Here is a 25,895-nt window from a genome sequence, read left to right as displayed (position 1 = left end):
GGGCCGTGCCGGTGACGGTGCCGCGCCCGAGGCGGTGGCTGGGTTTCCAGCTGTGCCTCGGGAACGGTGTCAGAGGAGTTCGAGGATGGTGGCGTTGGCCTGGCCGCCGCCTTCGCACATCGTCTGCAGGCCGTACCTGATGCCCTTGTCGGCCATGTGGTGGACCATCGTCGTCATGAGGCGGGCGCCCGAGCCGCCGAGCGGGTGACCCAACGCGATCGCTCCGCCGTTGGGGTTCATGAGCTTTGTGTCTGCCTCGAGGTCCTTGGCCCAGGCCAGTGGCACCGAGGCGAAGGCCTCGTTGACTTCGAAGACGCCGATGTCTGACATCGACAGCCCCGAGCGTCTGAGGGCCTTCTGGGTCGCTGGAATCGGGCCGGTGAGCATGATGACCGGATCAGTTCCGGCCAGCACCGCAGTGTGCACACGGGCGATCGGCGTGAGTCCGAGCTCGCGGGCCTTCTCCGAGGTCATCATGAGCAGGGCTGCTGAGCCGTCGGAGATCTGGGAGGCGTTGCCGGCGGTGATGACGCCGTCTTCGCGGAAGACGGTCTTGAGCTTCGCCAGGCCCTCGACGGTGCCGCCGCGACGGATGCCCTCATCGGCGGTGATGGTGCCGTGCTCGGTCTCGACCGGCACGATCTGCGATTCGAAGGCACCGGCATCGGTGGCCGCGGCTGCCCGTTCGTGGGATTCGATCGCGAACTCATCGAGCTGCGTGCGGTCGAAACCCCACTGCTCGGCGATCATCTCCGCGCCGATTCCCTGGTTGGGGAACACGCCGTCGTAGCGGGCGAGGAAGCGCTCGCCGTAGGGGCTCTTGCCCATGAGCGAGGAGCCCATCGGGTTGCGCGACATCGATTCGACACCGCCGGCGATGACGGCATCGTAATGACCGGCGATGAGTCCGGCGGCGGCGAAGTGCACAGACTGCTGGGACGAGCCGCACTGGCGGTCGACTGTGACACCGGGCACCGACTCCGGCAAGCCTGCAGACAGGGCTGCGGTGCGGGCGATGTCACCGGTCTGCTCGCCGGCCTGGGTGACATTGCCCCAGATGACATCGTCGAGGACGACCGGGTCGATGCCGGTGGTCGTCACGAGGTCCTCGATGACGAGGGCCGAAAGGTCAGCAGGATGGATGCCGGAGAGCACGCCTTCGCGCTTACCGGTCGGGGTGCGCCGGGCGGCGACGATGACTGCGTCGTTCATGTGGACTCCTTTGGAGCGGTGCAGTGGGTGTGACCGAGCTCAACTGTAGCCAGCTGCCTGCCGGCCCCTGCGACCGGGGTCACACTGTTGTGGTCAGGCGAATGATTCCGGGGCGAAACCCGCCGCGGCGAAGGCCTTCTCGTACACCTCGGCCGGCAGATCGATCCACAGCCCGGTCGAGCGCGCGCACACCTTCCCATCGTGCCGGATCTCGCCGACCATGTGCTTCTTGCGACCCTCAACCCGGTCGACCCAGGCGACGACGGTGACCTCTGCCCCGAGCGGGGTGCCGTCGAAGTAGTCGATCGACAGCATCCGGGTCAGCGCCGGCGGCGGGGCATCGGTGTTGGCAGCAGCTCCCATGACGTGATCGAGCAGCATCGCCACGACCCCGCCGTGCGCTCGCTGCGGTGGGCCTTCATAGGGTGCGCTCAGCGTTACGGTGCCCTCAGCGCGGCCGTCTGAGTAGCTGAGCTCCATCGGCGGGGCGATCGGGTTGCGCAGCGAGGTCACCGGGCTACGGTCGTTGGGCAGGTAGGACTTTCGGGCGCCGTGCGCCGGTGCCGCCTGCGACGGATCGGCGGCCAGTGCCTGAAGCTGCCCGGCCAGCTCCCCGACCCGTGCGGCCACAGACGCCTCGTCACCGGTGGCCACGAGCACGTCGATGAGCTCGCGGGTCAGCTCAGCTGTGTGGGCGATATAAGGGGTGACCTGGGACTGGTTGTGACGGTTCATCTCACTCCTCGCAGGCTTTGCGTCCCACCTCTTCTTGTGTGAGACAGATCAAGCCAGTAGTCTGCTGAACAATCGTTCGATACCGGATTCAATCTAGCTGCCGGCATCGACCGTGGCAAGGGCGCACTCGCCCTGCTGGCACAGTCTCACGGCGAAAAGGGAGAGTATGAAGGCCATCCACGTCACCCGCCTCGACGGCCCGGGCGCAGTCGAGCTGCAGGACGCACCCGCACCGTCCCCGGCCGAAGGCGAAGTCCTCATCGAGGTCGCCTGCGCCGGGGTCACCTTCCCCGAGCTGCTCCAGACTTACGGGCAGTACCAGACCAAGCACGAACCGCCCTTCATCCTCGGTTCCGAACTCGCCGGCACCGTCGTCGAATCCCGTTCCTCCCGTTTCGCCCCCGGTGACCGGGTCGCTGCGATCATCCCGAGCGGGGCGTTCGCCCAGTTCGCCACCGCACCCGAGGCTATGGTTCTGCCCCTGCCTGAGGAGCTCTCCTTGGAGGCTGCGGCCGGGATGCCGATGAACGTCCTGACCGCCGACTTCGCCCTGCGCACCCGCGGGAACCTGCAGCCGGGTCAGCGCGTCCTCATCCACGGTGCGGCCGGCGGCCTCGGCTCGGCCTGCGTGCAGATCGCCCTGGCAATGGGGGCTGAGGTCATCGCGGTGGTCTCCAGTGATGAGAAGGCCGCGATGGTCACCGAACTCGGCGCCCAGCACGTCGTGCGCGCCGACGGCTTCAAAGACGCCGTCAAGGACATCGCCCCGCGCGGCGTCGACGTCGTCGTCGACCCCGTCGGCGGGGACCGCTTCACCGACTCCCTGCGGTGTCTGGCCCGTTTCGGCACACTGCTCGTGCTCGGCTTCACCGCAGGCTCGATCCCGGAGGTCAAAGTCAACCGGCTGTTGCTCAACAACATCTCCGTCGCTGGCGTCGGCTGGGGCGCCGCCCTGCCGTCCGACCCGCTCATGGCCCAGAAGCAGTGGGCCCACCTGCGCGAATACCTCGCAAACGGCCAGCTCAACCCCCACATCCACGCCCGCTTCAGCCTCGACCAGGCCGCAGCGGCGATCACCGAGCTGGAGAACCGCTCGGTGATCGGCAAAGTCATTCTCGACATCCAGGAGGACCCCCATGGCTGAGGAGCTCGACGTCACCCTCGACGCCGGCGTCATGACGATCCGGTTCAACCGCCCACAGGCGCTCAACGCACTCACCCGCGACACCGTCATCGCCCTCAACACAGCACTCGAGCGCGCCGCTGAAGAGGCCCGCGCCGTCATCCTCACCGGCGACGCACGCTCCTTCTGCTCCGGAGCTGACGTCTCAGCGATGACCGGCGGCGAGCTCAAGGGCGTCGGCCTCGATCTCATTAACGAGGCGATCGGCAAGATCCGCGACCTGCGCGTGCCCACCGTCGCCGCCGTCTCCGGCCCGGCCGCCGGTGTCGGTTGTTCGTTCGCGCTCATCTGCGACTACGTCATCATGAGCGAGAAGTCCTACCTCATGCTCGCCTTCACCCGCATCGGCCTCATGCCCGACGGCGGCTCGACGGCACTCGTCGCCGCCTCCGCCGGCCGCCACCGCGCCCTGCGCATGGCCCTGACCGGCGAGAAGGTCCACGCCGCCCAGGCCTACGACTGGGGCCTGGCCACCGAGGTCACCGCACCCGAGGCGTACCTCACCCGGGCACAGGAGATCGCCTCCCAGCTCGCCGCCGGCCCCACCCTGGCACTCGGCGAGACCGAATGGGCGATCAACCAGGCAACCCTGCACGAACTCGACGCAGCCCTGAACCGCGAGGCCACTGGCCAGGACATGCTCAAGGACTCCGCCGATGCCGCCGAAGGCGTCACGGCGTTCCTCGCCAAGCGCACCCCGGAGTTCCGCGGCGCCTGAACCTCTCAGCCGCTGCACCCGCACCGATCGCATGACATGAAAGGCACACCCTCATGCTCACCGGCAACCGCTCGACCATGGGCGATGACTACCAGCTCAACCTCACCACCTTCCTCCGGCATGCCAACCGGACGTTCTCCGATGCACCGGTGACCTACCGCGATCTGGCCGGGCAGTGGCACCAGTCGGATTACAGCGAAGAGTACGCCCGCATCAGCCAGCTCGCCCACGCCCTCGATGAGCTCGGGATCGGTGCCGGCAGCACCGTCGGCGTCATGGACTGGAACTCCCGCCGCCACTTCGAACTGTACTTCGGCGTGCCGTGTGTAGCGGCGACGATGCTGCAGATGAATCTGCGCCTGGCGGTCCCCGACCTCGCCTATGTCGTCAACCATTCGCAGACCGACTGGGTCTTCGTCGACGAATCGCTGCTGCCGCTGGCCGAGGCCTTCGCCCCCTCGACCTACGTCAAGGGCTGGGTGGTGCTCACCGACAAGCCGCTGAGCGAGATCGAAACGAGCCTGGAGAACGTGTACTCCTATGAGGAGCTCATCTCCGGCAGACCGACCGACTACGACTGGCAGGTCATCGACGAGAACACCGCCGCCTATGCCGGCTACACCACCGGCACGACCGGCAAGCCCAAGGGCGTGTTCTACTCCCACCGCGGCATGTACCTGCACACGATGGCCTCGCTGGCCGGCCTCCAGGTCGACTACACCGACGTCGTCATGCCGATCACGCCGATGTTCCACGTCATCTCGTGGGGCTTCCCCCAGACGGCGCTGGCCGCCGGCGCCGGTGTCGTGCTGCCGGGCCGCTTCGCTGCTGCGGATATCACCCCGGTGGCCGAGGGGTTCACCCGTTTCGGCGTCACCGTCGCCAACGCAGCACCGGCCCTGCTGACTCCGCTGTTCGAGCACTTCAAGGCTCTCGACACTCCGCCGGACCTCTCCGGCACCCGGGTGGTCTCAGGTGCCAGCGAACCGCCCCTGGCGCTGCTCAAGGGTCTGACCGACCTCACCGGCGTCAGGGTCATCCACGCCTACGGTGCGACGGAGACGACGCCGCTGGTGACCGTCAACTGGCACCTCAAGCCCGGCATGGAGCTCAGCGAGGAGGAGGTGTGGGATCTGCAGCGCTACCAAGGTCTGCCGGTCACCGGCATCGACGTCAAGATCGTCGACCCGGCCGGAGCTGAGGTGCCGGCCGGTGAACAGGGCGAGGTGCTCTTCCGCGGACCGTGGATCACGAGCAGCTACCACAACCTCGACGACAGCGCTGAGAGGTTCATGGACGGCTGGTGGCGCTCCGGCGACGCCGGGCTGCTGACCGAGCAGGGGTACCTCAAGCTCACCGACCGCCTCAAAGACGTCATCAAATCCGGTGGTGAGTGGATCTCCTCGATTGACATGGAGAATGCGCTGCTCGATCACCCGCAGGTCGCCGAGGCCGCGGTCATCGCGGTGCCCGACCCTAAGTGGGATGAGCGCCCGGTCGCCTATGTCGTCGCCCGCGAGGACGGTGTGACGAAGGACAGCATCCTCGACGTCCTCGCCGACCGGTTCGCCAAGTGGCAGCTGCCCGATGACGTCGTCTTCTGCGAGGAGCTGCCGCGCACCTCAGTGGGCAAGCTGGACAAGAAGCTGCTGCGCAGTCAGCACCAGCAGCAGGACTGACAGCACACACAGAGGAGCCATCCTTCCGATACCCAATCAGGAATCGGGAGGATGGCTCCTCTCACTCTTCTCGGCCCAAAGACTGGTCGAATATTACCCCTGATCCGTACCCGGGACCGTCACTTTGTGACCGGACTTCTGCCCGGAAGCACAGGCGCGCAGATCGCAGGCTCGCAGACTGGCTGCGCCAGCTCACCCGTCACGGATGCGTCAGCAGGTACACCCCGTCGCGGCGGCAGGTGGCGATCTCCCACCCGTCTTCCATCAGGCCGGTGAAGGTGTCGCGCAGCGCCATCCGCCAGCGGGTGGCCAGCTCAGGGTCGACCCCGCGCAGCGATTCGATGTCGCTGGGGATCCGCACTCCGACGACCTCGCATTCGCGCGGCACGTCGCTCAGCCGCGGCTCACCGTCGACGGTGTCGAGTGCGAAGACCGGATCAGCACCCTCCAGCGCCTCCGGCAGCGGCGGGCGCTTGGGCAGGTCGAGCCGCCAGGACACGAGCATCCGGTCCGAGGCCTGGCCCTCGTTGACGCCGTCGCGCATCTGGCCGTAGAAGTCCTCGTAGTAGTCCAGCGCGCTGACGCCGAGGCGGCTGAAGTTGAAGTAGGCGTTGCGGGCGATGAGCGGATCGAACGTCCACGTCATCTGTTTGATCCCGTGGTTGAGGCACCACAGCCGCTGGTGCAGCTTCATCGCCGCACCGGTGCCGCGGCCCACCTGATCGTGTCGCACACCGGCGATATGCGAGTGCATCATCTTGCCCAGCGGCTGACCGAAGAACCCGATCGTCACGCCGATGAGAGAGTCGTCCTCAGCATCGAAGGCACCGGCGACATAGTTGCCGGCATGGGCAAGTGCGACGATGAGTCCCGGCTCGAGCTGGGTGGTGCCGGCCCTGCCGACGTTCCACACCTCATCGAGCAGCAGCGAGGCCTCGGCTGCCTCAGCGGCGGTGTGCAGGCAGCGCATGACGACACCAGCTGACTCCTGTGCCTGGGCGAGCTGTTCCTCGGCTCCGGCGATGATGTTCTCGTTGCTCATGGCCTCATTATTCCACGCCAGCGCACTACCGCCAGGGTGCTGGCCGCCCCGCGTGCCGGGCGGAGTCGAAATGTGGCAGGCGGCGGTGTACGTTTGCCCATATGCTCACCAAAACCCCGCTGACTGTTGCCATCATCGGAGCCGGCACGATCGGCCTGTCCTGGGCTAGGCTGTTCGCCTCCCACGGACACCGCGTGCGCCTGTTCGATCCCCGCCCGGATCTCGACACGGTCGCTGAGAGGCTGGCCGCCGAGACCGAGACGCCGATCGAGGTCTGCCAATGCCTGACCGAGGCGGTGGACGGCGCTGACCTGGTGCAGGAGTCCGGGCCGGAGAACCTCGAGGCGAAGATCCAGATGTTCGCCGACCTCGTCGATGCCGCCCCGCGGCACTGTGTGCTCGCCTCCTCGTCCTCCGCGCTGCTGCCGACGAAGATCGCCGCGCGCCTGTCCGATGAGGCCGCCGCCCGCATCCTCATCAGCCACCCGTACAACCCGCCGCACGTCATGCCCCTGGTCGAGGTCGTCCCCGGTGAGCGCACCGCGCCCGAGGTGGTGGCTGCGGTTCGCGAGTTCCTCGTCACCTTGGGCCGCGTACCGGTGGTGCTGAAGAAGGAAGCCCCCGGGTTCGTCGGCAACCGTCTGCAGAACGCCCTGCTGCGCGAGGCCACCCACATCGTCGAAGCCGGCATCGCCAGTGCCGAAGATGTCGACACGGTGCTGAAGAACTCACTGGGCATGCGCTGGGCTGCCGTCGGACTGTTCGGCGGCCTGCACCTGGGTGGGGGAGAAGCCGGGCTCCGCGGGCTCATGGAGCACATCGGCCCGTCGTTCGCGCAGATCGACGTGACCGAACCGGACATGTCGGCCGAAGGCATGGAACCGGTCTTCGAACAGGTCGAGCAGGCCTACCCGTCAGCCGAGGCGCTCACGGCCGAACGCGACCGCGTGCAGGAGGGCATCCTGCGTCTGCGCGCCGAGGTCGAATCCGGTGACACTCCCGACGACTGGGACGACGGGCCTGAGGAGTAAGGCCGATCCCGAGAAGTGAGAACGGTGCGGCAGGCTCAGATCCGCACGGGCTGCGCGGCCTGACTCAGACTGCCGCGCGGTAGAAGTACGTCGTCCGGTTGGTGATGAGACCGGCGTCGTCGAAGGTGAGGAAGTCGGCGAAGCGCTCGCTGGCCTCCGAACCGTCTTTCAGCGTGCCGGCGAACGATCCCTGCACGGCAGCCTGCTGACCGGAGACCAGCACCTCGGTGATGGTGTGCTGGCCTGAGACGATGATCCGCTCACCGTGGTAGAAGTCGGTGATCGCCTGCCCGACCATCGTCGGGTAGCCCGGCCGGTCGTAGCTGGCGTCGGCGGCGAACAGCGCCGAGGTCGCATCGGCATCACCCGAGTCGACGGTGGCGTAGTAACGGGCGGTGAGCTCTTCGATGCTGTGCTTCTCAGCGGTCACAATCGATCCTCTCAGCAGGTGATGCGGTCAGGTCTCAGCGCCAGTCTACGCCGGTTGAACAGGAGGCCCACTGGCGACTAGCGTGGGCATCAACCGCCGGCGCACAGGCCGGCCTGCACCGTCGCAGCCCAAGGTAAGCGGTCTGCGACGGTCGACTGAAAGGAATCAGAGATGTCGCAGTATGCAGTCGTCAATCCGGCCACCGGTGAGGTCGTCGAGGAGTTCCCAACCGCTACTGACGAGCAGATCACCGATGCGCTCGCCCGCTCGCACAACGCCTATGCCACCTGGTCCACCACCCCGGTTCAGGAGCGCACCGCCATCCTGTCGAAGGTCGCCCAGATCTATTCGGATCGTGCCGAGGAACTCGCTGAGATCATCCAGCTGGAGATGGGCAAGGCCGTCCCGGAGGGCAAGGGCGAAGCCGCACTGGCGAGCATGATCTACCAGTATTTCGCCGACAACGCCGCTGAGTTCATCTCCGAGGAGAAGCTCAAGGGACCCAAGGACGGTGAGGCCTACCTGCTGCGCAAGCCGGTCGGCTCGCTGCTGGGCATCATGCCGTGGAACTTCCCGTACTACCAGGTCGCCCGCTTCGCTGCACCGAACCTGGCGCTGGGCAACACGATCATCCTCAAGCACGCCCCGCAGTGCCCGCGCTCGGCGCAGGTGATGGAGAAGATCTTCGCCGAGGCCGGTCTGCCGGCTGACGCGTACATCAACGTCTACGCCACCAATGAGCAGGTCGCTGACATCATCCTGCCGGATCCGCGCAATCAGGGCGTGTCCCTGACCGGTTCCGAGCGCGCCGGCTCGGCCGTGGCCGCTGAGGCGGGCAAGAACCTCAAGAAGGTCGTCCTCGAACTCGGCGGCTCGGATCCGTACGTCGTGCTCGACTCCGAGGATGTCGCCGCGACCGCCAAGACGCTGTTCCAGGCTCGCATGGGCAACACCGGCCAGGCCTGCAACTCGCCCAAGCGCATGATCGTCATGGACGACATCTACGACGAATTCGTTGAGAAGATCACGGAATCGGCAAAGAAGTTCACCCCGGCTGACCCGCTGGCAGAGGACTCACAGCTGGCCCCGCTGTCGTCGAAGGCAGCGCAGGAGCGGTTCATGGAGCAGGTCGAGGCGACGGTCTCCGACGGCGCGACTCTGCTGGCCGGCGGCAAGGCCTATGACGGTGAGGGTGCCTTTGTCGAGCCGGTCGTGCTCACGGATGTGCAGAAGGGCAAGCGCGGCTACTATGAGGAGCTCTTCGGCCCGGCATTCATGATCTTCCGCGTCTCCTCCGACGAGGAGGCCGTCGAGCTGGCCAACGACACCCCGTTCGGTCTCGGCTCGGCCGTGTTCAGCTCGGATATGAGCCGGGCGGAGAAGGTCGCCGAGCAGCTGCAGGCCGGCATGGTCTTCGTCAACGGACCTGAACAGACCCGGGAGTACCTGCCCTTCGGCGGCGTCAAGCGCTCCGGCGTCGGCCGCGAGCTCGGCCCGCTCGCAATGGACGAGTTCTGCAACAAGCAGCTGTACTACAAGAACAGCTGATCTCAGCGCATGATGTTGGCCCGCCGGGTTCGCCCGGCGGGCCATCTCTTTTGACACGTGCGATCAGCGTGCCGGCTCAGCTCTTATTGTCTCTCCGCGCGCCGGGTGAAGGTGACGACTGCGCGGTCGCACCTGTGCGCAGACATGACTGTGGCCCGCCGGGAGAATCCCCAGCGAGCCACAGAATGTCAGCTTCTCAGCCGTCGGTCATCACTGCTTGGTGCTCTTGCGACGGCCGACCACCATGGCTGCAGCTCCGACGGCCAGCAGGCTGGCTGCACCGTAGAGTGCTGTCAGGTCTGAGCCGGTGCGCGGCAGCTCGTTGCGGTCGCGGTAACGGCCCTTGTCAGAGTCACCGCCGCCCGTGCCGTTGTCATCGGCGTGGACGGAAAACGTTCCGTCGCTCTCGCCATCGCCGCAGATGACGGTGACGGTGTAGGTGCCTGTGTAAGCGGAGTCGGGTGCGTTGCCCGTGCCGTGGATATGCTCGATGACGGCGGTGCCGTCGTCGTTGGTGTCGGCGTCGACTTCGTAGCTCAGCTCGCCGTTCTCATGTTCGATGATGAACGCTGCTGCCTCACCGGGGTAGCAGTTCGTGACGGTGAGCTGGACACCCTTGTTCTCATTGCGGAAGTCGGTGGCGCTGATCTTCTGCGGTGAGATCTTCAGCTCCGGCTCCATGGTCTCTTCGTCACCGCCGTCTTCACCGATGATTGTGACGGTGAAGTCGAAGGTCTTCGACTCTTCGCCCTCGCGGGAGACGGTGACGGTGAAGCCCACCTTCTGGCCCACCTCGAAGTCGCTCGGGTCGCCCTCGTAGTAGACGCTGGTCGTCAGCTCTTCACCGTCAGCGGTCTTCGGCTTGTTGGTGAGGCTGTCGGTGACAACGTCTTCGGGCTGGAGGTTCGAGGCTGTGATGCTGATGCCCTTGTCCGGGTCGGCGAGGTCTGCAGCGGTGATCTCATCCGGGGCCGAGCTCACTTGCGGGTCGAACGCCGGGGCCTCATCGTCGCCGTCGTCTTCACCGATGATCGTGACGGTGAAGTCGAAGTCCTTCGGATCTTCACCCTCGCGGGAGACGGTAACGGTGAAGTCCACTGTGTCGCTGACCTCCAAGTCGCTCGGATCGCCCGTGTAGTAGACGCCGGTCGTCAGCTCTTCACCGTCAGCGGTCTTCGGCTTGTTGGTGAGGTTGTCGGTGACAACGTCTCCGGGCTGGAGGTTCGAGGCTGTGATGCTGATGCCCTTGTCCGGGTCGGCGAGGTCTGCAGCGGTGATCTCATCCGGAGCCGAGCTCACCTGCGGGTCGAACGCCGGGGCCTCATCGTCGCCGTCGTCTTCAGCCGGGTCAGAATCTGGCGTCGGATTGGGATTGGAATCCGTGGGCTCCTGGGTTCCGGTGCCTGCTGACTCCTCGGTATTCGAGGCGGCAGGCTCCTCAACCTTCGTCTCGACTTTCTTCTCGTTCGAGTCTTCCGACGTCTTCTCGTCGGCCTGCTTTGAGTCCTCAGACGTCTTACCGGTCTCAGCCGACTGACCTGCCGGCTCGGTGACGGTGTCAGTCTCTTCCGGCGTCGGCTGCGCGAATGCGGCCGAGGAACCGAAGAGTGCACCCGCGCTGACGAGCGCGGCGGCGGAGGCTCCGGCAGCCAGGCGGCGGAGAGATGTGCGCTTCATGGGGCTGTCCCTTCGAAGGTCAGAGAAATATCAATTCTCTCTGAGAGTAACCTGGGTAACATCGGGTGACAACCAGGTTTCCTGAATGTTCGGTGAATTGGCCGGGATCTGCGGCACTTCGTCCGATAGTCGGCCGACCTGGGATGCCGGTCCAGGTCTCCGCTCTGAAGCCAGCACCCTGAACCCCGCCTCAGAGCCGGGGCGTCATCACCCGTAGCATGGTGCGAGCACATCCGACCGATCCGACCGCGATCAGCGGTCAGCACAACCGAAACTCAACGACGAGAAAGGCCCACACCCCATGGCTAGTCACACTCCGCCCCCGACCACCCCGGAAAGCCAGGAAGCGCAGTCGAACGCGCAGGCTTCACGCGGGCTCATGCGACCGCTGAATCACTTCCTCGAGCGCTGGGTGCCGTCATCGCTGGTCTTCGCCATCCTGCTCACCCTCGTCGTTGCGATACTTGCGTTCATCCTCACCGATGCCCGCCCCGTCGACGTGCTCACCGGTTGGGGAGAGGGCCTGGCCGGGCTGCTGGAGTTCATGACCCAGATGGCGCTCATCCTGCTGCTCGGCCACATCCTGGCTAACACCGGGCCGGTCCGCAAGGGCCTCTCCGCGCTGGCCGCCGTGCCGCAGAGCCCGCTCATGGCATACGTCTTCGTCTTCATCGTCGCCAGCTTCGCCTCTCTCATCACCTGGGGACTCGGTCTGGTCGTCGGCGCACTGCTCGCCCGTGAGATCGCCATCCAGGCTCGCGGCAGGCAGATGAAGGTCCACTTCCCGCTGCTCGTGGCTGCCGGCTACTCCGGCATGGTCGTGTGGCACATGGGCTACTCCGCTTCTGGTCCGCTGACCGCAGCCACCCCGGACTCCTTCCTCGCCGAATCCTTAGGCGGCCAGCTCATCCCGGTCTCCCAGACGATCTTCGCCGGCTGGAACATCGCCGCAGCCGCCGCCGTCATCATCGTCTGCGCCGCCCTGTTCGCTCTGGCCGCCCCGCGGAAGAACGACCCGGTCGTCGAACTGCCCGCCCACGTCGAATCCGAGGCCTACGACCCCGCCGGCGAGGACGTCGTGACACCTGCTGACCGGATCGACGCCTCGCGCATCCTCACCCTCATCACCGGGCTCGCCCTCGTGGCCTACCTCGCCGTCCACTTCGCACAGGGCGGCTCGCTCACCCTCGACATCGTCAACTGGTCGTTCCTGGCGCTCATCTTCCTGCTCGTGCGCAGCCCCTTCGAACTCATCCACCTGACGAAGGAGGCCGCCGCCAACGTCGGCGAGATCCTGCTGCAGTTCCCGCTCTATGCCGGCATCCTCGGGATGATGAAGGCCACCGGCCTCATCGTCGTCTTCTCCACCGCGCTCGTCTCGATCGCCAACCCGACGACCTTCGGCCTGCTCGCCTTCCTCGCCGCCGGCCTGGTCAACTTCTTCGTCCCCTCCGGCGGCGGCCAGTTCGCCGTGCAGGGCCCGATCATGCTCGATGCCGCCGACCAGCTCGGCGTCGACCCGACGGTCGCGATCATGGCGGTGTCCTACGGAGACCAGTGGACGAACATGATCCAGCCGTTCTGGGCCCTGCCGGTGCTTGCGATCGCCGGGCTGAAGATGCGCGACATCATCGGCTACACCACCTTGACCCTGCTCGGCGCCGGCGTCGTGCTGGGGGCGACCCTGCTCATCATCAGTCTGTGACCGCTCCCGAGGCGGTGGCCGGCTTGCGTTGTTAGAGTGCCCTCATGCCTGAGATCCGCGTCTCCGCCCTCGTCATCCGCCACCCTGAGCACCGTGAGCTGCTCATGGTCCGCAAGTCGGGCACCCGGGCGTTCATGCTGCCTGGCGGCAAGCCCGAACCTGGTGAGTCCGCTCGGCACGCGATCATCCGCGAAGCCGCCGAGGAGCTGCATCTTGAGCTTGCCGATGACCGGCTCGCTGAGCTCGGCACGTGGACAGCGGCGGCTGCCAATGAGGCCGGGCAAGCGGTCACGGGCACAGTCTTCGCCTACCGCGGTCTGCCCGCTGGTCTGAATGTCACCGCACCTGCGGTGTACGAGGAGATCGCCGAGGCTGCCTGGTTCTCCTTCGATGACCTACCGGCCGACACCGCCGAGCGCCGGTTCGCCTCCCTGACCCGCGAGTGCGTCATCCCCAACCTGCCCGACTGGCTGACCGCGGGCACGAGCACACCGGCACAGCCGCGCTGACGCGACAGTGATGACCTGACAGTGCCGCGCAGCCGACCCAACCCGATCAGGCTGGCGGCACCGCCTGCGGCTCACTTCTTATTCGACTTCTTCGCTGTCGTCTTCTGAGCTGTCGATTTATTCGTCGCCGACTTCCTGGCTGTCGACTTCTTGCCGGTGGCCTTCTTGGCAGTGGCCTTCTTCGGCGCAGCCTTCGAGGTGGTGCTCTTCTGCGCAGTTGACTTCTTCGCCGTGGCAGACGTGGTCTCGCCAGGTTTGCCCTTGGCCGGTGCCGTCGTGGCAGACTCTGTGCCGTCAACCGTCGCAGTGTCTTCGGCGGCCAGTTCGCCGAGTTCGGCGTATGTATAGAGGGCACGGTAGACCTCGTGCAGGCTGACATTCGCTTCGCTGGCGATCATTCGCACGACGCCCAGGTAGTCCTCATACGGCACGCGGGCGGTGTTCTTCGACTCCAGCAGGCCCGCTTCGAAGAGCACACCGACCGAGCGGGCGTCCATGAGTGCGAAATCCGCGGGGTAGACCGCTGAGAGGATCGCACTGGCGAAGGGCTTGCCGACCCCGTCGATGATCGACAGGATCGGAATCCGCCAGTGATCAGGGGTGTCCTCCTCCAGCGCCAGGAAGGTCAGGTATTCGATGTCCTTCTGCGTGGTCTTGTCAGAGTAGCCGGTGAGTATCGGCAGAACGGCAACCGCCTTCCATTCCGCAAAGCGCAGCAGCGACTTGTACTTCAGCCGCTCCTTCTTGCGTGCCTTCTTCGCGTCTTTGGTCAGCAGGCGGTCTTCGAGCTCGGTGATCACATAGTGCGGGGCATAGCGGGCGATGAATTCCGAGGTGATGCGCAGAGCCGTCATGACGGCATTGTATCCGTCACAGTCGTGATCAGATCGCATCTGTCACAGTCGTTGCCACCCGGTCAGACGCCATAGAACAGCACAGCCGCAGCGAGTCCCGCGAGCAGGGCCGCTGCGATGACGACGCTCATGACGATGAGCATCGGGCGTATGCCCCGTGAGCGGCGCACCGTGGCCGCAGGTGAAAAGCTCGGCCGGTCAGGAGCCGGGCTCGGGGTGCGGGTATCCGGGGGAGTGGCTGGCAGACCGTAGAGGTCGCGGGGGATTTCCTGGTGAGGTGGGCGTGAGTACACAGCGGACTCCTGCAATCAGCTCGGCGGTGAAGGACTCACCACCGAGTCAACCCCGGGCTGCTGCGTCATGCGTGCTCGGTATGTGGCAGGTCCGCCACAAGTCCTAGCGACCGGGCATGTCGCATGTCCCAGCGGCCGAGCGCGGAACTGGGCGGCGCACTACAGTGCACCGCCCAGTATGCGTTTCTGTCAGCTCGTCTCAGCCGACGCCGGCTATCGGCCTCAGCAGGGACGGGTCTCTGGAGAGACGGTGAGCTTCGGGTCGTTCTTGACAACGCCTGCAAGGGCGTCGTCGATCTTCGTGAGCACATCGGCATCGAGCTTGACCCCGGCGGCCTCAGCGTTCGAGGTGATCTGCTCCGGGCGTGAGGCGCCGACGAGTGCGGCAGCGACGTTGTCGTTGGCGAGCACCCAGGCGATCGCCAGCTGCGCCATCGTCAGGTTCAGGTCCTGGGCGATCGGCTCGAGCTTGGCGACGGCTTCGAGGGTCTCGTCCTCGAGCAGGCCGGCGACGGCCTTCGCTCCACCGGACTCATCGGTGGCACGCGAACCTTCGGGCAGCGGCTGGCCGGGCTTGTACTTGCCGGTGAGCACACCCTGGGCGATCGGCGACCACACGATCTGGGAGATGCCCAGCTCCTGGCAGGTCGGCACCACCTCGGGTTCGATGACCCGCCAGAGCATGTTGTACTGCGGCTGCGAGGAGATGAGCTGGATGCCCAGATCCTTGGCCATGCCGTGGGCAGCGCGGATCTGCTCGGCGGTCCACTCGCTGACACCGATGTAGAGGGCCTTGCCGGCGCGCACGACATCGGCGAAGGCCTGCATCGTCTCCTCCAGCGGCGTCTCGTAGTCGTAGCGGTGTGCCTGGTAGAGGTCGACGTAATCGGTCTGCAGGCGGGAGAGCGAACCGTTGATCGACTCCATGATGTGCTTGCGCGACAGGCCGCAGTCGTTGTGCCCACGCGGGCCAGTGGGCCAGTAGACCTTGGTGAAGATCTCCAGCGACTCACGGCGCTGACCCTTGAGGGCCTCGCTGAGAACCGATTCGGCCTTGGTGTTGGCGTAGACGTCTGCGGTGTCGAAGCTCGTGATGCCGGCGTCGAGTGCGGCGTGCACGCACTTCGTGGCGATCTCGTTCTCCACCTGGGAGCCGTGGGTGAGCCAGTTGCCGTAGGTGATCTCGGAGATCTTGAGTCCGGAGTTGCCGAGGTAACGGAATTCCATCAGGTAGTCCTCTCTTGCAGATCGATGGCCGGCGCCTGCCTGGCGCGGCCTCATTCCTCACATTACCGGCAGCACAGGCGGGTGAGGGCTGACAAGGCGCACTGTGTTCCCTGAACCGCTCATGGTTGAATGGTGTCCATGACTGCCGAGTGGTATGAGGTGCGGGGTGCGGCGTCGAACGCGCAATGGGATGAGGCCATCGCACACCTGACCGGCATGCGCCGGATCCCGCAGGACATCGCCTACGTGCTCGCCCGCGAGTCCCACGACCACCCGGAGTTCCGCCAGATCCTGTTGACCCTTGACTCCGTGCAGGACTGCGTCATCAACGCCGTCGACCCCGAGCGCACCGGACGGTGGAACTCGATGTCGATCATCCGCCACTTCGACTCGCCGTTCGCCGACTGGATCGACAAACCCGCCTACACGCTGCGCTCCTCAATCGCCACCCGCCGGCAGAAGCGCGCCTGCGGAGTGCGCGAGTCAGTCGTTCTGGACAAGGAGAAAGCCGGCGAGCCGACCCCCACTGACACCGTCGGCGAGGTGTGGGAGAGGATCCTGCGCGAGGAGGGCTTCCTCAATGTGCCGCGCAGCCAGTTCCACGAGTGGCACTACGAAGACGTCATCCGCCGCTTCCCGGAGAAGTCGAGCCACGGCGCTGAGGAGCCGGCGAAGCCGGGATTGGCGAAGGAGGCGGCGCGGATCATCTGCGGCTGGGGGCCCGAGGAGCTGCGCGTGCAACTGGCCGCCAACCCAGACCTTCCGCTGGATGTTCTCCTGACCCTCATCGACGACCCGGCCGAGGCGGTCGCCCGGGCATGTGCGAACAACCCGCAGTGCACCGGTGACCTGGCCAACCGCCTCGAAGCCCGATTCCCTGATATGGGTGCGGTTCTCGACAAGCACCCGAATGCTGACATCGATCGTCAGCTGCGCATTCCTGCCTGCGATGTAAACGAGGAGATCCTGCCCTCCTTCCTCAGGGCAACCATGGCCACCTCTGAGGAAGCTGACCAGCTGCGCTCGCGGCTCACCGTCGGCAGCACCGCTGATGCAGCACTCGGTTCGGTCTGGCTCGAGGTCGCCTGGCGGGAAGCGGAGGACCGCATAGCGCTGAGCTGATGACGCTGGTGCATATCTGCCTATCCCCGGTTGCAGTGCAGGGCCGCAGGCTAGGGTGATGGGCATGAGCTTCCCGACACGATCCGACCAGTTGCGTCGAGTCGGCGTCCAGGCTGTCAATCGTGGCCGGTCGATCGCACGCGCCAGTGCGGCATTGGTGCGCGGTCGTCTCGTCGAACGCGGACTTGACCCGACTTATGCACCGCAACCGGACGACGCTTTCGTCGTTGCGGCCTATTTCGCTGGGGACGCAGCCAGCCTCTACCAGCTGCGTGAATGGCTGCTGCCGTTTGAGAGGCTGTCTGAGCGCCTTGTCGAAGAAGGCCACGGTGAGGCCCCGTTGGCGATCTTCTGTCGCAATGCTGATCACGCCCGCCGCATCACACCGGCTACGCAGCTTCCGATTCGTTTCGGCCGACTTGCCAAGGACCTTGAAGCCTTTATGGGCCAGCCGAGTCTGCGTGTCGTCTTCTACGTCAACCAAGCCACGATGAACTTCCAGTCGCTGCGCTTCACCCGGCCAGCGCATGTGCACCTGAGCCACGGGGAGAGCGAGAAGGTCTCGATGATCTCCAATCAGCTCAAGGCTTATGACTACATCTTCACTGCTGGCCAGGCCGCTCGCCAGCGCCTCTTAGACACGCTTGTCGGATTCCGGGAGCAGGGAGGCGAAGCGCGCATGATCGACATCGGTCGCCCGCAGCTCGACGCGCCGCGCCAGGCGCCGCAGGCCTGGCGGGAGATGACGGATAGCGCACGGCTGACCGTGTTCTACGCACCCACCTGGGAGGGCGACTCGCCGTCGATGGCGTACGGCACCCTCAAGCTCAACGGCCCGGCAATCGTGCGCGGGCTGCTTGAAACCGGCTGTCGGGTGATCTTCCGCCCCCACCCGCGCACCGGGGTCATGGACGTCGAGACAGCACAGGCGCTTGCTGCGGTCAAACAGTTGGTGATCGAGCATCCGCGCGGATACCTCGATGATGATATGCGGCTGGGGTGGCAATTTGACGCAGCTGATGCGTGCCTTGCCGAAATGTCGGCATTGGCCTTCGACTGGCTCTCGACAGGCAAGCCGCTCGTACTCATCCGGCCGGATGATCCCGGTGCAGAAGTGCTGCCCGGTGGGCTCTTAGACCGTGCGCCTGCGGGTGAGGCGCGTCAACCGAGTGAAATCGTCGATCTAGTGACCGCAACTGCGGGTTCGTCCGACAGCGGTGCGGCGCGCGATGCCCGGGCCTACTACCTCGGTGATACTGCGCCGGGTGAGCAGCAACGCCGGTTCGAACGAGCAGCACTTAACATCATCGGCGAACGTGGCGTGAACTGAAAGTGACCCCCAGGTGAAGTAACATTCGGTAGAGTCCGGTGACACAGCCGGAATCCGCCGCAATGCAGTTAAGGGGACTTTCGTCGTGCGCAATGCCATCCGGTCTGTTCGCTCGTGGGGCGCTCGGCGCCTGACCATGGAACAGAAGCTCTGGCTGTCGAAGTTCGGGCACAGGGAACACGAATGGCAGCAGCGGATCCTCAAACCTCGTCAAGTACCGGGAGCCAGAGCCCAGCAGGGGTTCGATGCGCTGCGCAACGTTCAGCAGAACCTCCAGACTGTGCGCTCGGCGTTTGCCGAGCAGGGTATTGAGTTCGTACAGCTGCCGCAGATCAGCCGTTTTCGACCCCTTCTGGTGGTCTCAGAGCGCCAGGTCACAGCTGTCATCGAGACAGCGGCGAAACTGCCGCGCAGCGAAGGCTGGCAGATGACGATCGTCGGACGCAACAGTAGGACGATAGCGGTTGCCGTTGCAAAGGCGATGCCGAAAGAGATCCGACGTATCTATCTTGAACGCCGCATCACCGACGCCAATGGGATCACCATATCCACGTCAAAGGAGCGGGTGGTGGTCGAACCTTGGAAGGTGCTCGGCAAGGGAACGGAGCGAGTAGACGGAGAGACGCATATCCCCGGCACCCTTCACCGGAAGATCCTGAAACGCACCACAGCAATCGAGTACATCACGCCCGACAATTGGCGCCGTGCTGTCGACGAGAACGACTCCGCCATCGAATGGTCACATCCACACGTCCTTGACGTCGAGGGTCCGGTCGACATCGTCTATACCTGGGTTGACGGCAGCGATCCGGAGTGGAGTCGCAGAAAGCAGCTTGCCGCCGGAACAGTGGTGGAAGACGAGTTCAATGAAACCGCTGCGAACTTCTCTCGCTACGCCTCACGGGATGAGCTGCTGTACTCGCTGCGGTCAGTCGAGTACTACGCCAACTGGGTGAACCACATCTACATCGTCACCGATAAGCAGATACCTGAATGGCTCAACACCGAACATCCGAAGATCACTGTTGTCGACCACACCGAAATCTTCTCGGACCCGAGCGTTCTGCCGGTGTTCAACTCCCACGCAATCGAATCGCAACTCCACCACATTCCCGGCTTGAGCGAGAAGTACCTGTATCTCAACGATGACTTCTTCTTCATGCGCCCGGTTGAACCCACTCTGTTCTATACCGGCAACGGCCTCTCGCGTTTCTTCCCGTCGACAGCACCGCTCGATGTCGACCCGGCATCAGCACGCGATCTGCCAGTGCTGTCGGCTGCGAAGCGGAACCGCACGTACATGATCGAAAACCACGGCAGAGTCGTGACGAATAAGTTCAAGCACACGCCCCAGCCGCAGCTGAAGTCGGTGCTCGATGCGATGGAATCCGAGCATCCGGAGCTCTTCAGGCAGGTCGCAGCATCTCAGTTCCGCCACCCCGACGACTACTCGATCCCTTCGGCGCTTTACCACTTCGACGCCTATGCCCGCGGCAAAGCCATCGACAGCCAAATCAAATACGCATACATGGATATCGCGCGTCCAGACGCTGAGTTGTACTTGCAGCGTCTTTCACGAAGGACCGACCTCGACGTGCTGTGCCTGAACGACACAAACACGAGCGAAAGCGACCAAGACCGGCTCGACCAGCTGCTGCGAGGGTTCCTCGACGAACGGTTCCCCGTTCCCAGCGGCTTCGAAAGGAACGCATGACGGTACGAATTGAAAAAACTGCAGATGTCTCTGCGGAAGCCGCTTTAGGAGACGGCACATCCGTGTGGCACTTGGCTCAAGTCCGAGAAAACGCAGTCTTGGGAACGAACTGTGTTGTTGGACGGGGTGCCTACATCGTCTCTGATGTCAGAATGGGCGACGGATGCAAAGTCCAGAATTACGCTCTCGTTTATGAGCCGGCAGAACTACCTTCTACGATAACGCATCTGTCGACACCGAGTGGGAGTCGATGGCCGCGTTCCACGGACCGAGCGAAGAAGACATTACGCGTTACGCTTTTCGAAAAGCCGAGCCGCTCGTGACGGAGCATTGAAACGTCCTCGCAACGATACAAGGCAAAGAACAGTCAATTGTCACGATGCGAGAAGCTGTTGAAACGCTTCGAGTGATCGACAAGCTCTTTCGATCTGCAGTCGTTTGGGTTATCTTTACGACTGCGTAGTCTCAACCTCCAGGCACTGAATCCCCATATATCTCCGAAAGGTCTGAATTATTCGATGTCCGCACTCCTGAACGGGTCCCCGTCTCAACGCTCCTCCTCAGACGAAGTGGAACAGCTGCCTGAGGTTCCACTCCTGCATCGGTTGCCCAATCGTCGGCCGTTCCGACGATGGAATAAACGAGTGAGGGCGCAAGCACGCGAGGTAGTAGCGGGCGAAATGGCTCGGACGAAGGTCTTTGGCGATCGCGGTACGGTGATGGAGATCGGTGACCGCCACTGGATTGCATGTAAGGCAGACTTCGCCAATCGTCGTCAGGCACATGAAGCCAATGTCCGAATGCTCTCGGATCTGTTGGACCGCCATGGCGTTCCCTATTTTGTTACGCCCAACATCCATAACACTCATCTCAGCTTTGGCATCAACGACGATGACTGGCCGCGCTTCGTCAAAGCGCTGTCTACTGAATCGCGAGATTTCAAACCGTATGTCGGCGTCGCTGCAAGGAACGCCCGGGGCAAGGAGATTCGGTGGGCGTCATCCCTTGACGACCCGATTGCTCGACGAGCTGTGGAACGCCAGAGACTTGTCGAGGTCTTCCAGGTCTACGCGCTTGAGGATGGAGCCCGATACTATAACCGCCCCCAAGGTTGCGTCGTGGAACGTTGGGTTCGGGACGAGCACGGGAATATGAGCTATGAGGGGCGCAACTCTCGAACCAGTTTCATAGGGCGGGCAGCGCAGAAGCATGCCGAACTGCAGTTTGCGGGAAAGTCTCTTCCAAGCTTTGAACCGTTGATAAAGGCGCACGTGTTCACCTTCGACCAGCCAGTAGATGTAGTTTATATGTGGGTTGACGGATCCGACCCAAGGTGGCGCGCTGCTCTCGATGAAACGCTTGCAGAGATTACCGGCGAAGTTCTGCCCGATAGCATCGATGACTCTCGATTCCGTGACAACGGTGAATTCAAGTACTCGCTGCGTTCTATCGTGCCTCACCTGAATTGGATCCGAAAGATACACATTGTCACAGACGATCAAATTCCAGTCTGGCTCGACGTGTCGCATCCGAAGATTTCGATGGTCAGTCATCGCGAGCTGTTTGGCGAGGAGGGGAGACTCCCGACATTCAATTCCCACGCGATTGGGAGCCGGCTCCATCATATCCCGGGTCTTGCAGAGCATTATTTGTATTTCAACGACGACATCTTTCTCGGGCGGGAAGTTGGGCCGAATCACTTTTTCATGACAAAGGGGATCTCGCGTTTTTTCACCTCGAAAGCAACGTTGCCATACCCCGACTCCGACGCAAACGCGCACGAAGCGGCCAGGCGCAATGTGGTTGATCTGCTCGAACGCGATTTCGGACGGACTGCGACAAATGCCTTCTTCCACACTCCGGTGCCGCAGTTGAAGTCGATGATGTACGAGCTCGAAGAACGGTACCCTGACATATTCTCCGCGAACTGGGGCAGCCAGCTGCGTGCCGACTCGGACTTCGAGGTGAACGGCTGGCTCCATCACTACTACGGCTTCCTCACCGGACGGAGTCTGAGAGGCTCAATCGCATACGATTACTTCGACCTCAGTGATCCAACCGTGCGTGACCGTCTCGAAAAACTCCACAGGAATGACCGTACCGCGGCGTTCTGCATCAACGACAGCCCAGAAGCTTCGAAAGAAAATGTCGACTTCGTAGTCCGTTGGCTCGCAAAGCAGTACCCGGTGAAAGCTGAGTGGGAAATTTAGAGACTTGCCAACTCGGAGCCCCCCGGCACTGCGTCATCTCAGTGATCTCGGGCGATCCGGGAAAGATCGGTTCGAGGTCCATGAGTGTTCGTACGAGTCTGGATTTCACCTAAGCGTTACTGGTCCGTTATAATTACGCGGATCTTGGCACAAGACACTGCTCGTACCAATTATCCGGTCGCCCCTTCGAGACACTGGAGTAGCCACAAATGCGTCGCATCATCACGTACGGTACCTTCGACCTCCTGCACTACGGGCACATCCGTCTGTTGCAACGGTGTAAGGAACAAGGCGACTACCTAGTCGTTGCGCTTTCGACCGACGAGTTCAACGCTGGTAAGGGTAAGAAGTCATACTTCAGCTACGCGGATCGCAAGCGCATGCTTGAAGCGATCCGATACGTCGACCTCGTGATTCCGGAAGAGAACTGGGAACAGAAGGTCGACGATGTGCGGCAGTATCACATCGACGTCTTCGTCATGGGAGACGATTGGGAAGGCAAGTTCGACGACCTCGAGGAGCACTGCGAAGTGGTGTACCTTGCGCGAACGCCCGAGATCTCGACGACCCAGATCAAGACTGACCTATCGTCTTGACCGCAACGTCACTTCCCTTTTATATGTGCGATCATGCTGTGCAAGCCGCAGGTCGCGGCGTGACTCTCACGGAGGTTACCTGATGGCTGTACTCGTCACCGGCGGTGCCGGATACATCGGCTCCCACGTCGTCCGGATGCTCCAGCAGCGAGGCGACGAGGTCGTTGTCGTCGACGACCTCTCCACCGGCTTCGCCTCCCGCGTCGGTGACTCACCGCTGGAGCGGATCGACATCGCCGCACCGGACGCCGAAGAGCGTCTCGGCCGGATCATGGCAGACTACGATGTCGACTCCGTCATCCACTTCGCCGCCAAGAAGCAGGTGGGCGAGTCCGTGGAGAAGCCCGTCTGGTACTACCGGCAGAACGTCGGGGGACTGGCGAACCTGCTCGCGGCGATGGAGGCGAACCGCGTGGGCACGATGGTGTTCTCCTCCTCAGCCGCAACCTACGGCATGCCCGATGTGCCGACCGTTCGTGAGGACATCGACTGCAAGCCCATCAACCCGTATGGTCAGACGAAGCTCATCGGCGAATGGATGATCGACAACGCGATGACCGCCACCGGCCTGAAGGCCGCAAAGCTGCGCTACTTCAATGTCGCCGGCACTGCCTGGGACGATCTGGCCGACACTGCGGTCATGAACCTTGTGCCGATCGTGCTCGACCGGCTCGACAAGGGCCAGGCGCCGGTCATCTTCGGTGACGACTACGACACTCCCGACGGCACCTGCATCCGTGACTACGTGCATGTCGCTGATCTGGCCGAAGCGCACATCTACGCTCTCGACTATCTCGCTGCAGCCGACGGTCCGGCAGCCGAGTCCGTGTTCAACGTCGGCACCGGTTCCGGGGCGTCCGTCTCCGAGGTCATCGACACGATCGCCCGGGTGCTCCAGCGCCCGATCACCCCGGAGATGGGGTCGCGCCGCGCCGGGGATCCGCCACAGCTCATCGCCGACGTCGAACGGATCGGACGCGAATTCGCGTGGAAGGCGCAGTACGACCTCACCGACATCATCACCTCCGCTGTCGAGGCGAAGGGCAGCCGGGCACAGGGCTAAACGGCCCCTGCATGTCCTTGAAGTGAATTGACGGTAAACTGGACGCTCAGACCGATCTGGACAGCCGCAATCAGCTTGGAGGGAATGTGCTCAGTCCTGCCCGGCCACAGCGGCCGACGCTCGAAGAGCTGCGCGCAGTGGCACAGCCGCCGGAAGTGCGCAGCCGTAAGAACGCTGAGCACTGGACGGCGCAGCTGTACCTGCGGCACATCTCCATCTACACCACGGTGCTGCTCGTTCGCACGCCGATCACCGCCAATGGCGTCACCGGACTCATGATCCTCTCCGGCTGGCTCATCGCCGCATCCCTGCTCATCCCGGGACTGCTCGGAGCGCTGCTGGCCCTGTTCTTCTCCCAGCTGCAGATGTACCTCGACTGCTGCGACGGTGAGGTCGCCCGGTGGCGCGGCACCAAGGGAACGAAGGGCGTCTTCCTCGACAAGGTCGGCCACTATACGACCGAAGGGCTCGTTGCGATCGCCCTCGGCGTCCGGGCTGTCGGTGAGTACTCCAACCTCAGCCACGACCCGGCCGGTATGTACCCGTACCTGCTCGCCGGGGCGATTCTCGGCTTCCTCGTGGTGCTGAACAAGGCGCTCAACGACATGGTGCATGTGGCGCGCGCCTTCAACGGCCTCGACAAACTGCCCGACACCGCACAAGCCACCGCGATCCCCTCCGGCCTGCTCGCCACACTCAAGCGGATCGCCCGGTTTGTGCCCTTCCACCGCCTGTACCACTCCGTTGAGATGTCGATCCTCGCCGTTGCCGCAGCGATCGTCACCCTCATCGCCGCGGCGCTCGGTGGCCCAGAGCTCATCGGCGAACGCTGGCTCATCACCATCCTGGTGCCGCTGTGCGCCCTATCTGTGATCGGCCACTTCCTGTCGATCATGGCCTCAAGGAGGTTGTCGGCATGACACCGGAGAACATCCACACTCACCGCGATGCGACGCAGCCGATCCCAGCTGACGCCTTCGACGAACCGCAGTACACGGCGCTGCGCGAAACCGCTCGCGAACGACGCAAACTCGAACGTGCGGTGCGTGCCAAACACGGCAACCTGCCCGGCACCTCGGCAGCGGCGGCACCGGTGCAGCCGTCGGCCCGAGGATCCCAGAAGTACTCCTTCGGCGTCGTCGTGCTCACCCAGGGCAAGCGGATGGACGACCTGCGCCGCGGCATCGACTCGCTGCTGAGCCAGCGCGGCGTCGACCTCGACGTCATCTGCGTGGGCAACGGCTGGGAGCCCACCGGCCTGCCTGAGCAGGTCAAGACGCTGGCGCTGCCGACGAACATCGGCATTCCCGCCGGGCGCAACGAGGGGGTTCCGCACGTCAGCGGCGAGTTCCTCTTCTTCCTCGACGACGATGCCTGGCTGCCCGACGACTCGACGCTCATGCGGATGGCCCAGCTCATGCGCACGAAGCCGAGCATCGGTCTCATCCAACCGCGCGTCAAGGATCCCTCCGGCACGCCCGCACCCAAGCGCTGGATCCCCCGGCTGAAGAAGGGCGACGCCAAGCACTCATCGAACGTCTTCTCCGTGTGGGAGGGCGCAGTGTGCCTGCAGCGCAAGGCCTTCGACGCCTGCGGCGGCTGGCCGGCACCGTTCTGGTACGCCCACGAGGGCATCGAGCTCGCCTGGCGGATCTGGGATGCCGGTTACCAGGTCTGGTACATGGGAGACGTCTCCGTCGCACACCCGGTCATCGACCAGCGCCGCCACGAAGAGTACTTCTACATGAACGCCCGCAATAGGGTGTGGCTTGCCCGTCGAAACCTGCCGCTTCCGTTCAGTCTGGCCTACGTCGGTTCGTGGACGCTCATGCAGACGACAAAATGGGTTAGGAAGCCCGAGCAGCTGCGCCCGTGGTTCCAGGGGTGGGTTGACGGCTGGCGCGATGACCCGTGGGGACCTGGGGAGGAGCATGAGAAGCTTTCAGGTCGAGGGGTTCTGCGGATGGCGCGCTACGGCCGTCCGCCCGTCGTATGATACGGAGCTAAGCGCGATAGC

General features: G+C 64.0%; 23 protein-coding genes and 1 pseudogene. 16 read left to right on the top strand and 8 right to left on the bottom strand.

Annotated elements, in window-relative coordinates; translation table 11 throughout:
- Positions 1-69: 69 nt before the first annotated feature.
- Together M3B11_RS09695 and M3B11_RS09690 are read right to left on the bottom strand one after the other, a co-directional pair.
- Positions 70-1,212, bottom strand: coding sequence for a thiolase family protein (locus tag M3B11_RS09695; protein ID WP_259877281.1), 1,143 nt, complete (start codon positions 1,210-1,212; stop codon positions 70-72).
- A gap of 93 nt (positions 1,213-1,305) precedes the next feature.
- Entirely contained in the window at positions 1,306-1,947 is a 642-nt protein-coding gene (locus M3B11_RS09690) for a PaaI family thioesterase (RefSeq protein WP_259797001.1), read from the bottom strand.
- Positions 1,948-2,113: 166 nt separating this feature from the next.
- Between M3B11_RS09690 and M3B11_RS09685 the strand changes: the two genes are divergently transcribed.
- Genes M3B11_RS09685 through M3B11_RS09675 form a run of 3 tightly spaced genes read left to right on the top strand, consistent with a single transcriptional unit; the run spans position 2,114 to position 5,527 of the window.
- Entirely contained in the window at positions 2,114-3,091 is a 978-nt protein-coding gene (locus M3B11_RS09685; RefSeq protein WP_259855593.1) for an NADPH:quinone oxidoreductase family protein, read from the top strand.
- The gene (locus tag M3B11_RS09680; RefSeq protein ID WP_259877280.1) at positions 3,084-3,848 is read left to right on the top strand and encodes an enoyl-CoA hydratase; all 765 of its coding nucleotides are present in this window, start codon (positions 3,084-3,086) and stop codon (positions 3,846-3,848) included. The genes M3B11_RS09685 and M3B11_RS09680 overlap by 8 nt, the downstream gene beginning before the upstream one ends.
- A 53-nt stretch (positions 3,849-3,901) precedes the next feature.
- Complete coding sequence (locus M3B11_RS09675; RefSeq protein WP_259877279.1) at positions 3,902-5,527, top strand: long-chain-fatty-acid--CoA ligase; 1,626 nt, start codon at positions 3,902-3,904, stop codon at positions 5,525-5,527.
- A 199-nt stretch (positions 5,528-5,726) separates the two neighbouring features.
- Here the strand turns inward: M3B11_RS09675 and M3B11_RS09670 are convergent, their stop codons facing one another.
- Positions 5,727-6,569 carry a hypothetical protein gene (locus M3B11_RS09670; RefSeq protein ID WP_259877278.1) on the bottom strand — a complete coding sequence of 281 codons (843 nt, stop codon included), beginning with the start codon at positions 6,567-6,569 and terminating at the stop codon, positions 5,727-5,729.
- A 101-nt stretch (positions 6,570-6,670) separates the two neighbouring features.
- Between M3B11_RS09670 and M3B11_RS09665 the strand changes: the two genes are divergently transcribed.
- Positions 6,671-7,600 (top strand): 3-hydroxyacyl-CoA dehydrogenase NAD-binding domain-containing protein, encoded by a 930-nt coding sequence (locus M3B11_RS09665; RefSeq protein ID WP_259877277.1) that lies wholly within the window; start codon positions 6,671-6,673, stop codon positions 7,598-7,600.
- Between the two features lie 64 nt (positions 7,601-7,664).
- Here M3B11_RS09665 and M3B11_RS09660 read toward each other — a convergent pair whose 3' ends face one another.
- The gene (locus tag M3B11_RS09660) at positions 7,665-8,030 is read right to left on the bottom strand and encodes a nuclear transport factor 2 family protein (RefSeq protein ID WP_259877276.1); all 366 of its coding nucleotides are present in this window, start codon (positions 8,028-8,030) and stop codon (positions 7,665-7,667) included.
- A gap of 171 nt (positions 8,031-8,201) precedes the next feature.
- On the opposite strand from M3B11_RS09660, the gene M3B11_RS09655 reads away from it, so the two are divergent.
- On the top strand, positions 8,202-9,578 hold the full coding sequence (locus M3B11_RS09655; RefSeq protein WP_259877275.1) for an NAD-dependent succinate-semialdehyde dehydrogenase: 1,377 nt from the start codon (positions 8,202-8,204) through the stop codon (positions 9,576-9,578).
- A 210-nt stretch (positions 9,579-9,788) separates the two neighbouring features.
- On the opposite strand, the gene M3B11_RS09650 is transcribed toward M3B11_RS09655, so the two are convergent.
- A complete protein-coding gene (locus tag M3B11_RS09650; protein ID WP_259877274.1) occupies positions 9,789-11,255 on the bottom strand; it encodes a hypothetical protein in 1,467 nt (488 codons plus the stop codon).
- Between the two features lie 379 nt (positions 11,256-11,634).
- On the opposite strand from M3B11_RS09650, the gene M3B11_RS09645 reads away from it, so the two are divergent.
- Positions 11,635-12,960 carry a short-chain fatty acid transporter gene (locus M3B11_RS09645; RefSeq protein WP_259877283.1) on the top strand — a complete coding sequence of 442 codons (1,326 nt, stop codon included), beginning with the start codon at positions 11,635-11,637 and terminating at the stop codon, positions 12,958-12,960.
- A gap of 44 nt (positions 12,961-13,004) precedes the next feature.
- The gene (locus tag M3B11_RS09640) at positions 13,005-13,469 is read left to right on the top strand and encodes an NUDIX domain-containing protein (protein ID WP_259877273.1); all 465 of its coding nucleotides are present in this window, start codon (positions 13,005-13,007) and stop codon (positions 13,467-13,469) included.
- Between the two features lie 71 nt (positions 13,470-13,540).
- Here M3B11_RS09640 and M3B11_RS09635 read toward each other — a convergent pair whose 3' ends face one another.
- From M3B11_RS09635 to M3B11_RS09625, 3 genes are all read right to left on the bottom strand, one after another.
- Positions 13,541-14,323 carry a hypothetical protein gene (locus M3B11_RS09635; RefSeq protein ID WP_259877272.1) on the bottom strand — a complete coding sequence of 261 codons (783 nt, stop codon included), beginning with the start codon at positions 14,321-14,323 and terminating at the stop codon, positions 13,541-13,543.
- Between the two features lie 62 nt (positions 14,324-14,385).
- Positions 14,386-14,616 carry a hypothetical protein gene (locus tag M3B11_RS09630; RefSeq protein ID WP_259877271.1) on the bottom strand — a complete coding sequence of 77 codons (231 nt, stop codon included), beginning with the start codon at positions 14,614-14,616 and terminating at the stop codon, positions 14,386-14,388.
- Between the two features lie 222 nt (positions 14,617-14,838).
- The gene (locus M3B11_RS09625) at positions 14,839-15,843 is read right to left on the bottom strand and encodes an aldo/keto reductase family protein (RefSeq protein WP_259877270.1); all 1,005 of its coding nucleotides are present in this window, start codon (positions 15,841-15,843) and stop codon (positions 14,839-14,841) included.
- A 138-nt stretch (positions 15,844-15,981) separates the two neighbouring features.
- Between M3B11_RS09625 and M3B11_RS09620 the strand changes: the two genes are divergently transcribed.
- The 9 genes and pseudogenes from M3B11_RS09620 (at position 15,982) to M3B11_RS09580 (ending at position 25,874) form a co-directional block, all read left to right on the top strand.
- Positions 15,982-16,965: a hypothetical protein gene (locus tag M3B11_RS09620; protein WP_259877269.1), complete on the top strand. Its 984-nt coding sequence runs from the start codon at positions 15,982-15,984 to the stop codon at positions 16,963-16,965.
- 64 nt (positions 16,966-17,029) lie between these two features.
- The gene (locus tag M3B11_RS09615) at positions 17,030-18,295 is read left to right on the top strand and encodes a CDP-glycerol glycerophosphotransferase family protein (protein ID WP_259877268.1); all 1,266 of its coding nucleotides are present in this window, start codon (positions 17,030-17,032) and stop codon (positions 18,293-18,295) included.
- A gap of 85 nt (positions 18,296-18,380) precedes the next feature.
- On the top strand, positions 18,381-20,009 hold the full coding sequence (locus tag M3B11_RS09610) for a stealth family protein (protein ID WP_259877267.1): 1,629 nt from the start codon (positions 18,381-18,383) through the stop codon (positions 20,007-20,009).
- A pseudogene (locus tag M3B11_RS09605) lies at positions 20,006-20,218 on the top strand (N-acetyltransferase); the annotation flags it as partial. The gene M3B11_RS09610 and the pseudogene M3B11_RS09605, both read left to right, overlap by 4 nt.
- Before the next feature lie 435 nt (positions 20,219-20,653).
- Complete coding sequence (locus tag M3B11_RS09600) at positions 20,654-22,219, top strand: Stealth CR1 domain-containing protein (protein ID WP_259877266.1); 1,566 nt, start codon at positions 20,654-20,656, stop codon at positions 22,217-22,219.
- Between the two features lie 209 nt (positions 22,220-22,428).
- Positions 22,429-22,815: a glycerol-3-phosphate cytidylyltransferase gene (tagD, locus tag M3B11_RS09595; RefSeq protein WP_259877265.1), complete on the top strand. Its 387-nt coding sequence runs from the start codon at positions 22,429-22,431 to the stop codon at positions 22,813-22,815.
- Positions 22,816-22,897: 82 nt separating this feature from the next.
- Positions 22,898-23,878: a UDP-glucose 4-epimerase GalE gene (galE, locus tag M3B11_RS09590; RefSeq protein ID WP_259877264.1), complete on the top strand. Its 981-nt coding sequence runs from the start codon at positions 22,898-22,900 to the stop codon at positions 23,876-23,878.
- Positions 23,879-23,964: 86 nt separating this feature from the next.
- Positions 23,965-24,798, top strand: coding sequence for a CDP-alcohol phosphatidyltransferase family protein (locus M3B11_RS09585; RefSeq protein ID WP_259877263.1), 834 nt, complete (start codon positions 23,965-23,967; stop codon positions 24,796-24,798).
- Between the two features lie 242 nt (positions 24,799-25,040).
- Complete coding sequence (locus tag M3B11_RS09580) at positions 25,041-25,874, top strand: glycosyltransferase family 2 protein (protein ID WP_259877282.1); 834 nt, start codon at positions 25,041-25,043, stop codon at positions 25,872-25,874.
- The last annotated feature ends 21 nt before the right edge of the window (positions 25,875-25,895 follow it).

Origin of the sequence: Brevibacterium sp. p3-SID960 (assembly GCF_025144725.1) — a bacterium.
Taxonomy (GTDB): domain Bacteria; phylum Actinomycetota; class Actinomycetes; order Actinomycetales; family Brevibacteriaceae; genus Brevibacterium.
This window is presented reverse-complemented; position numbering and strand designations above follow the sequence as displayed.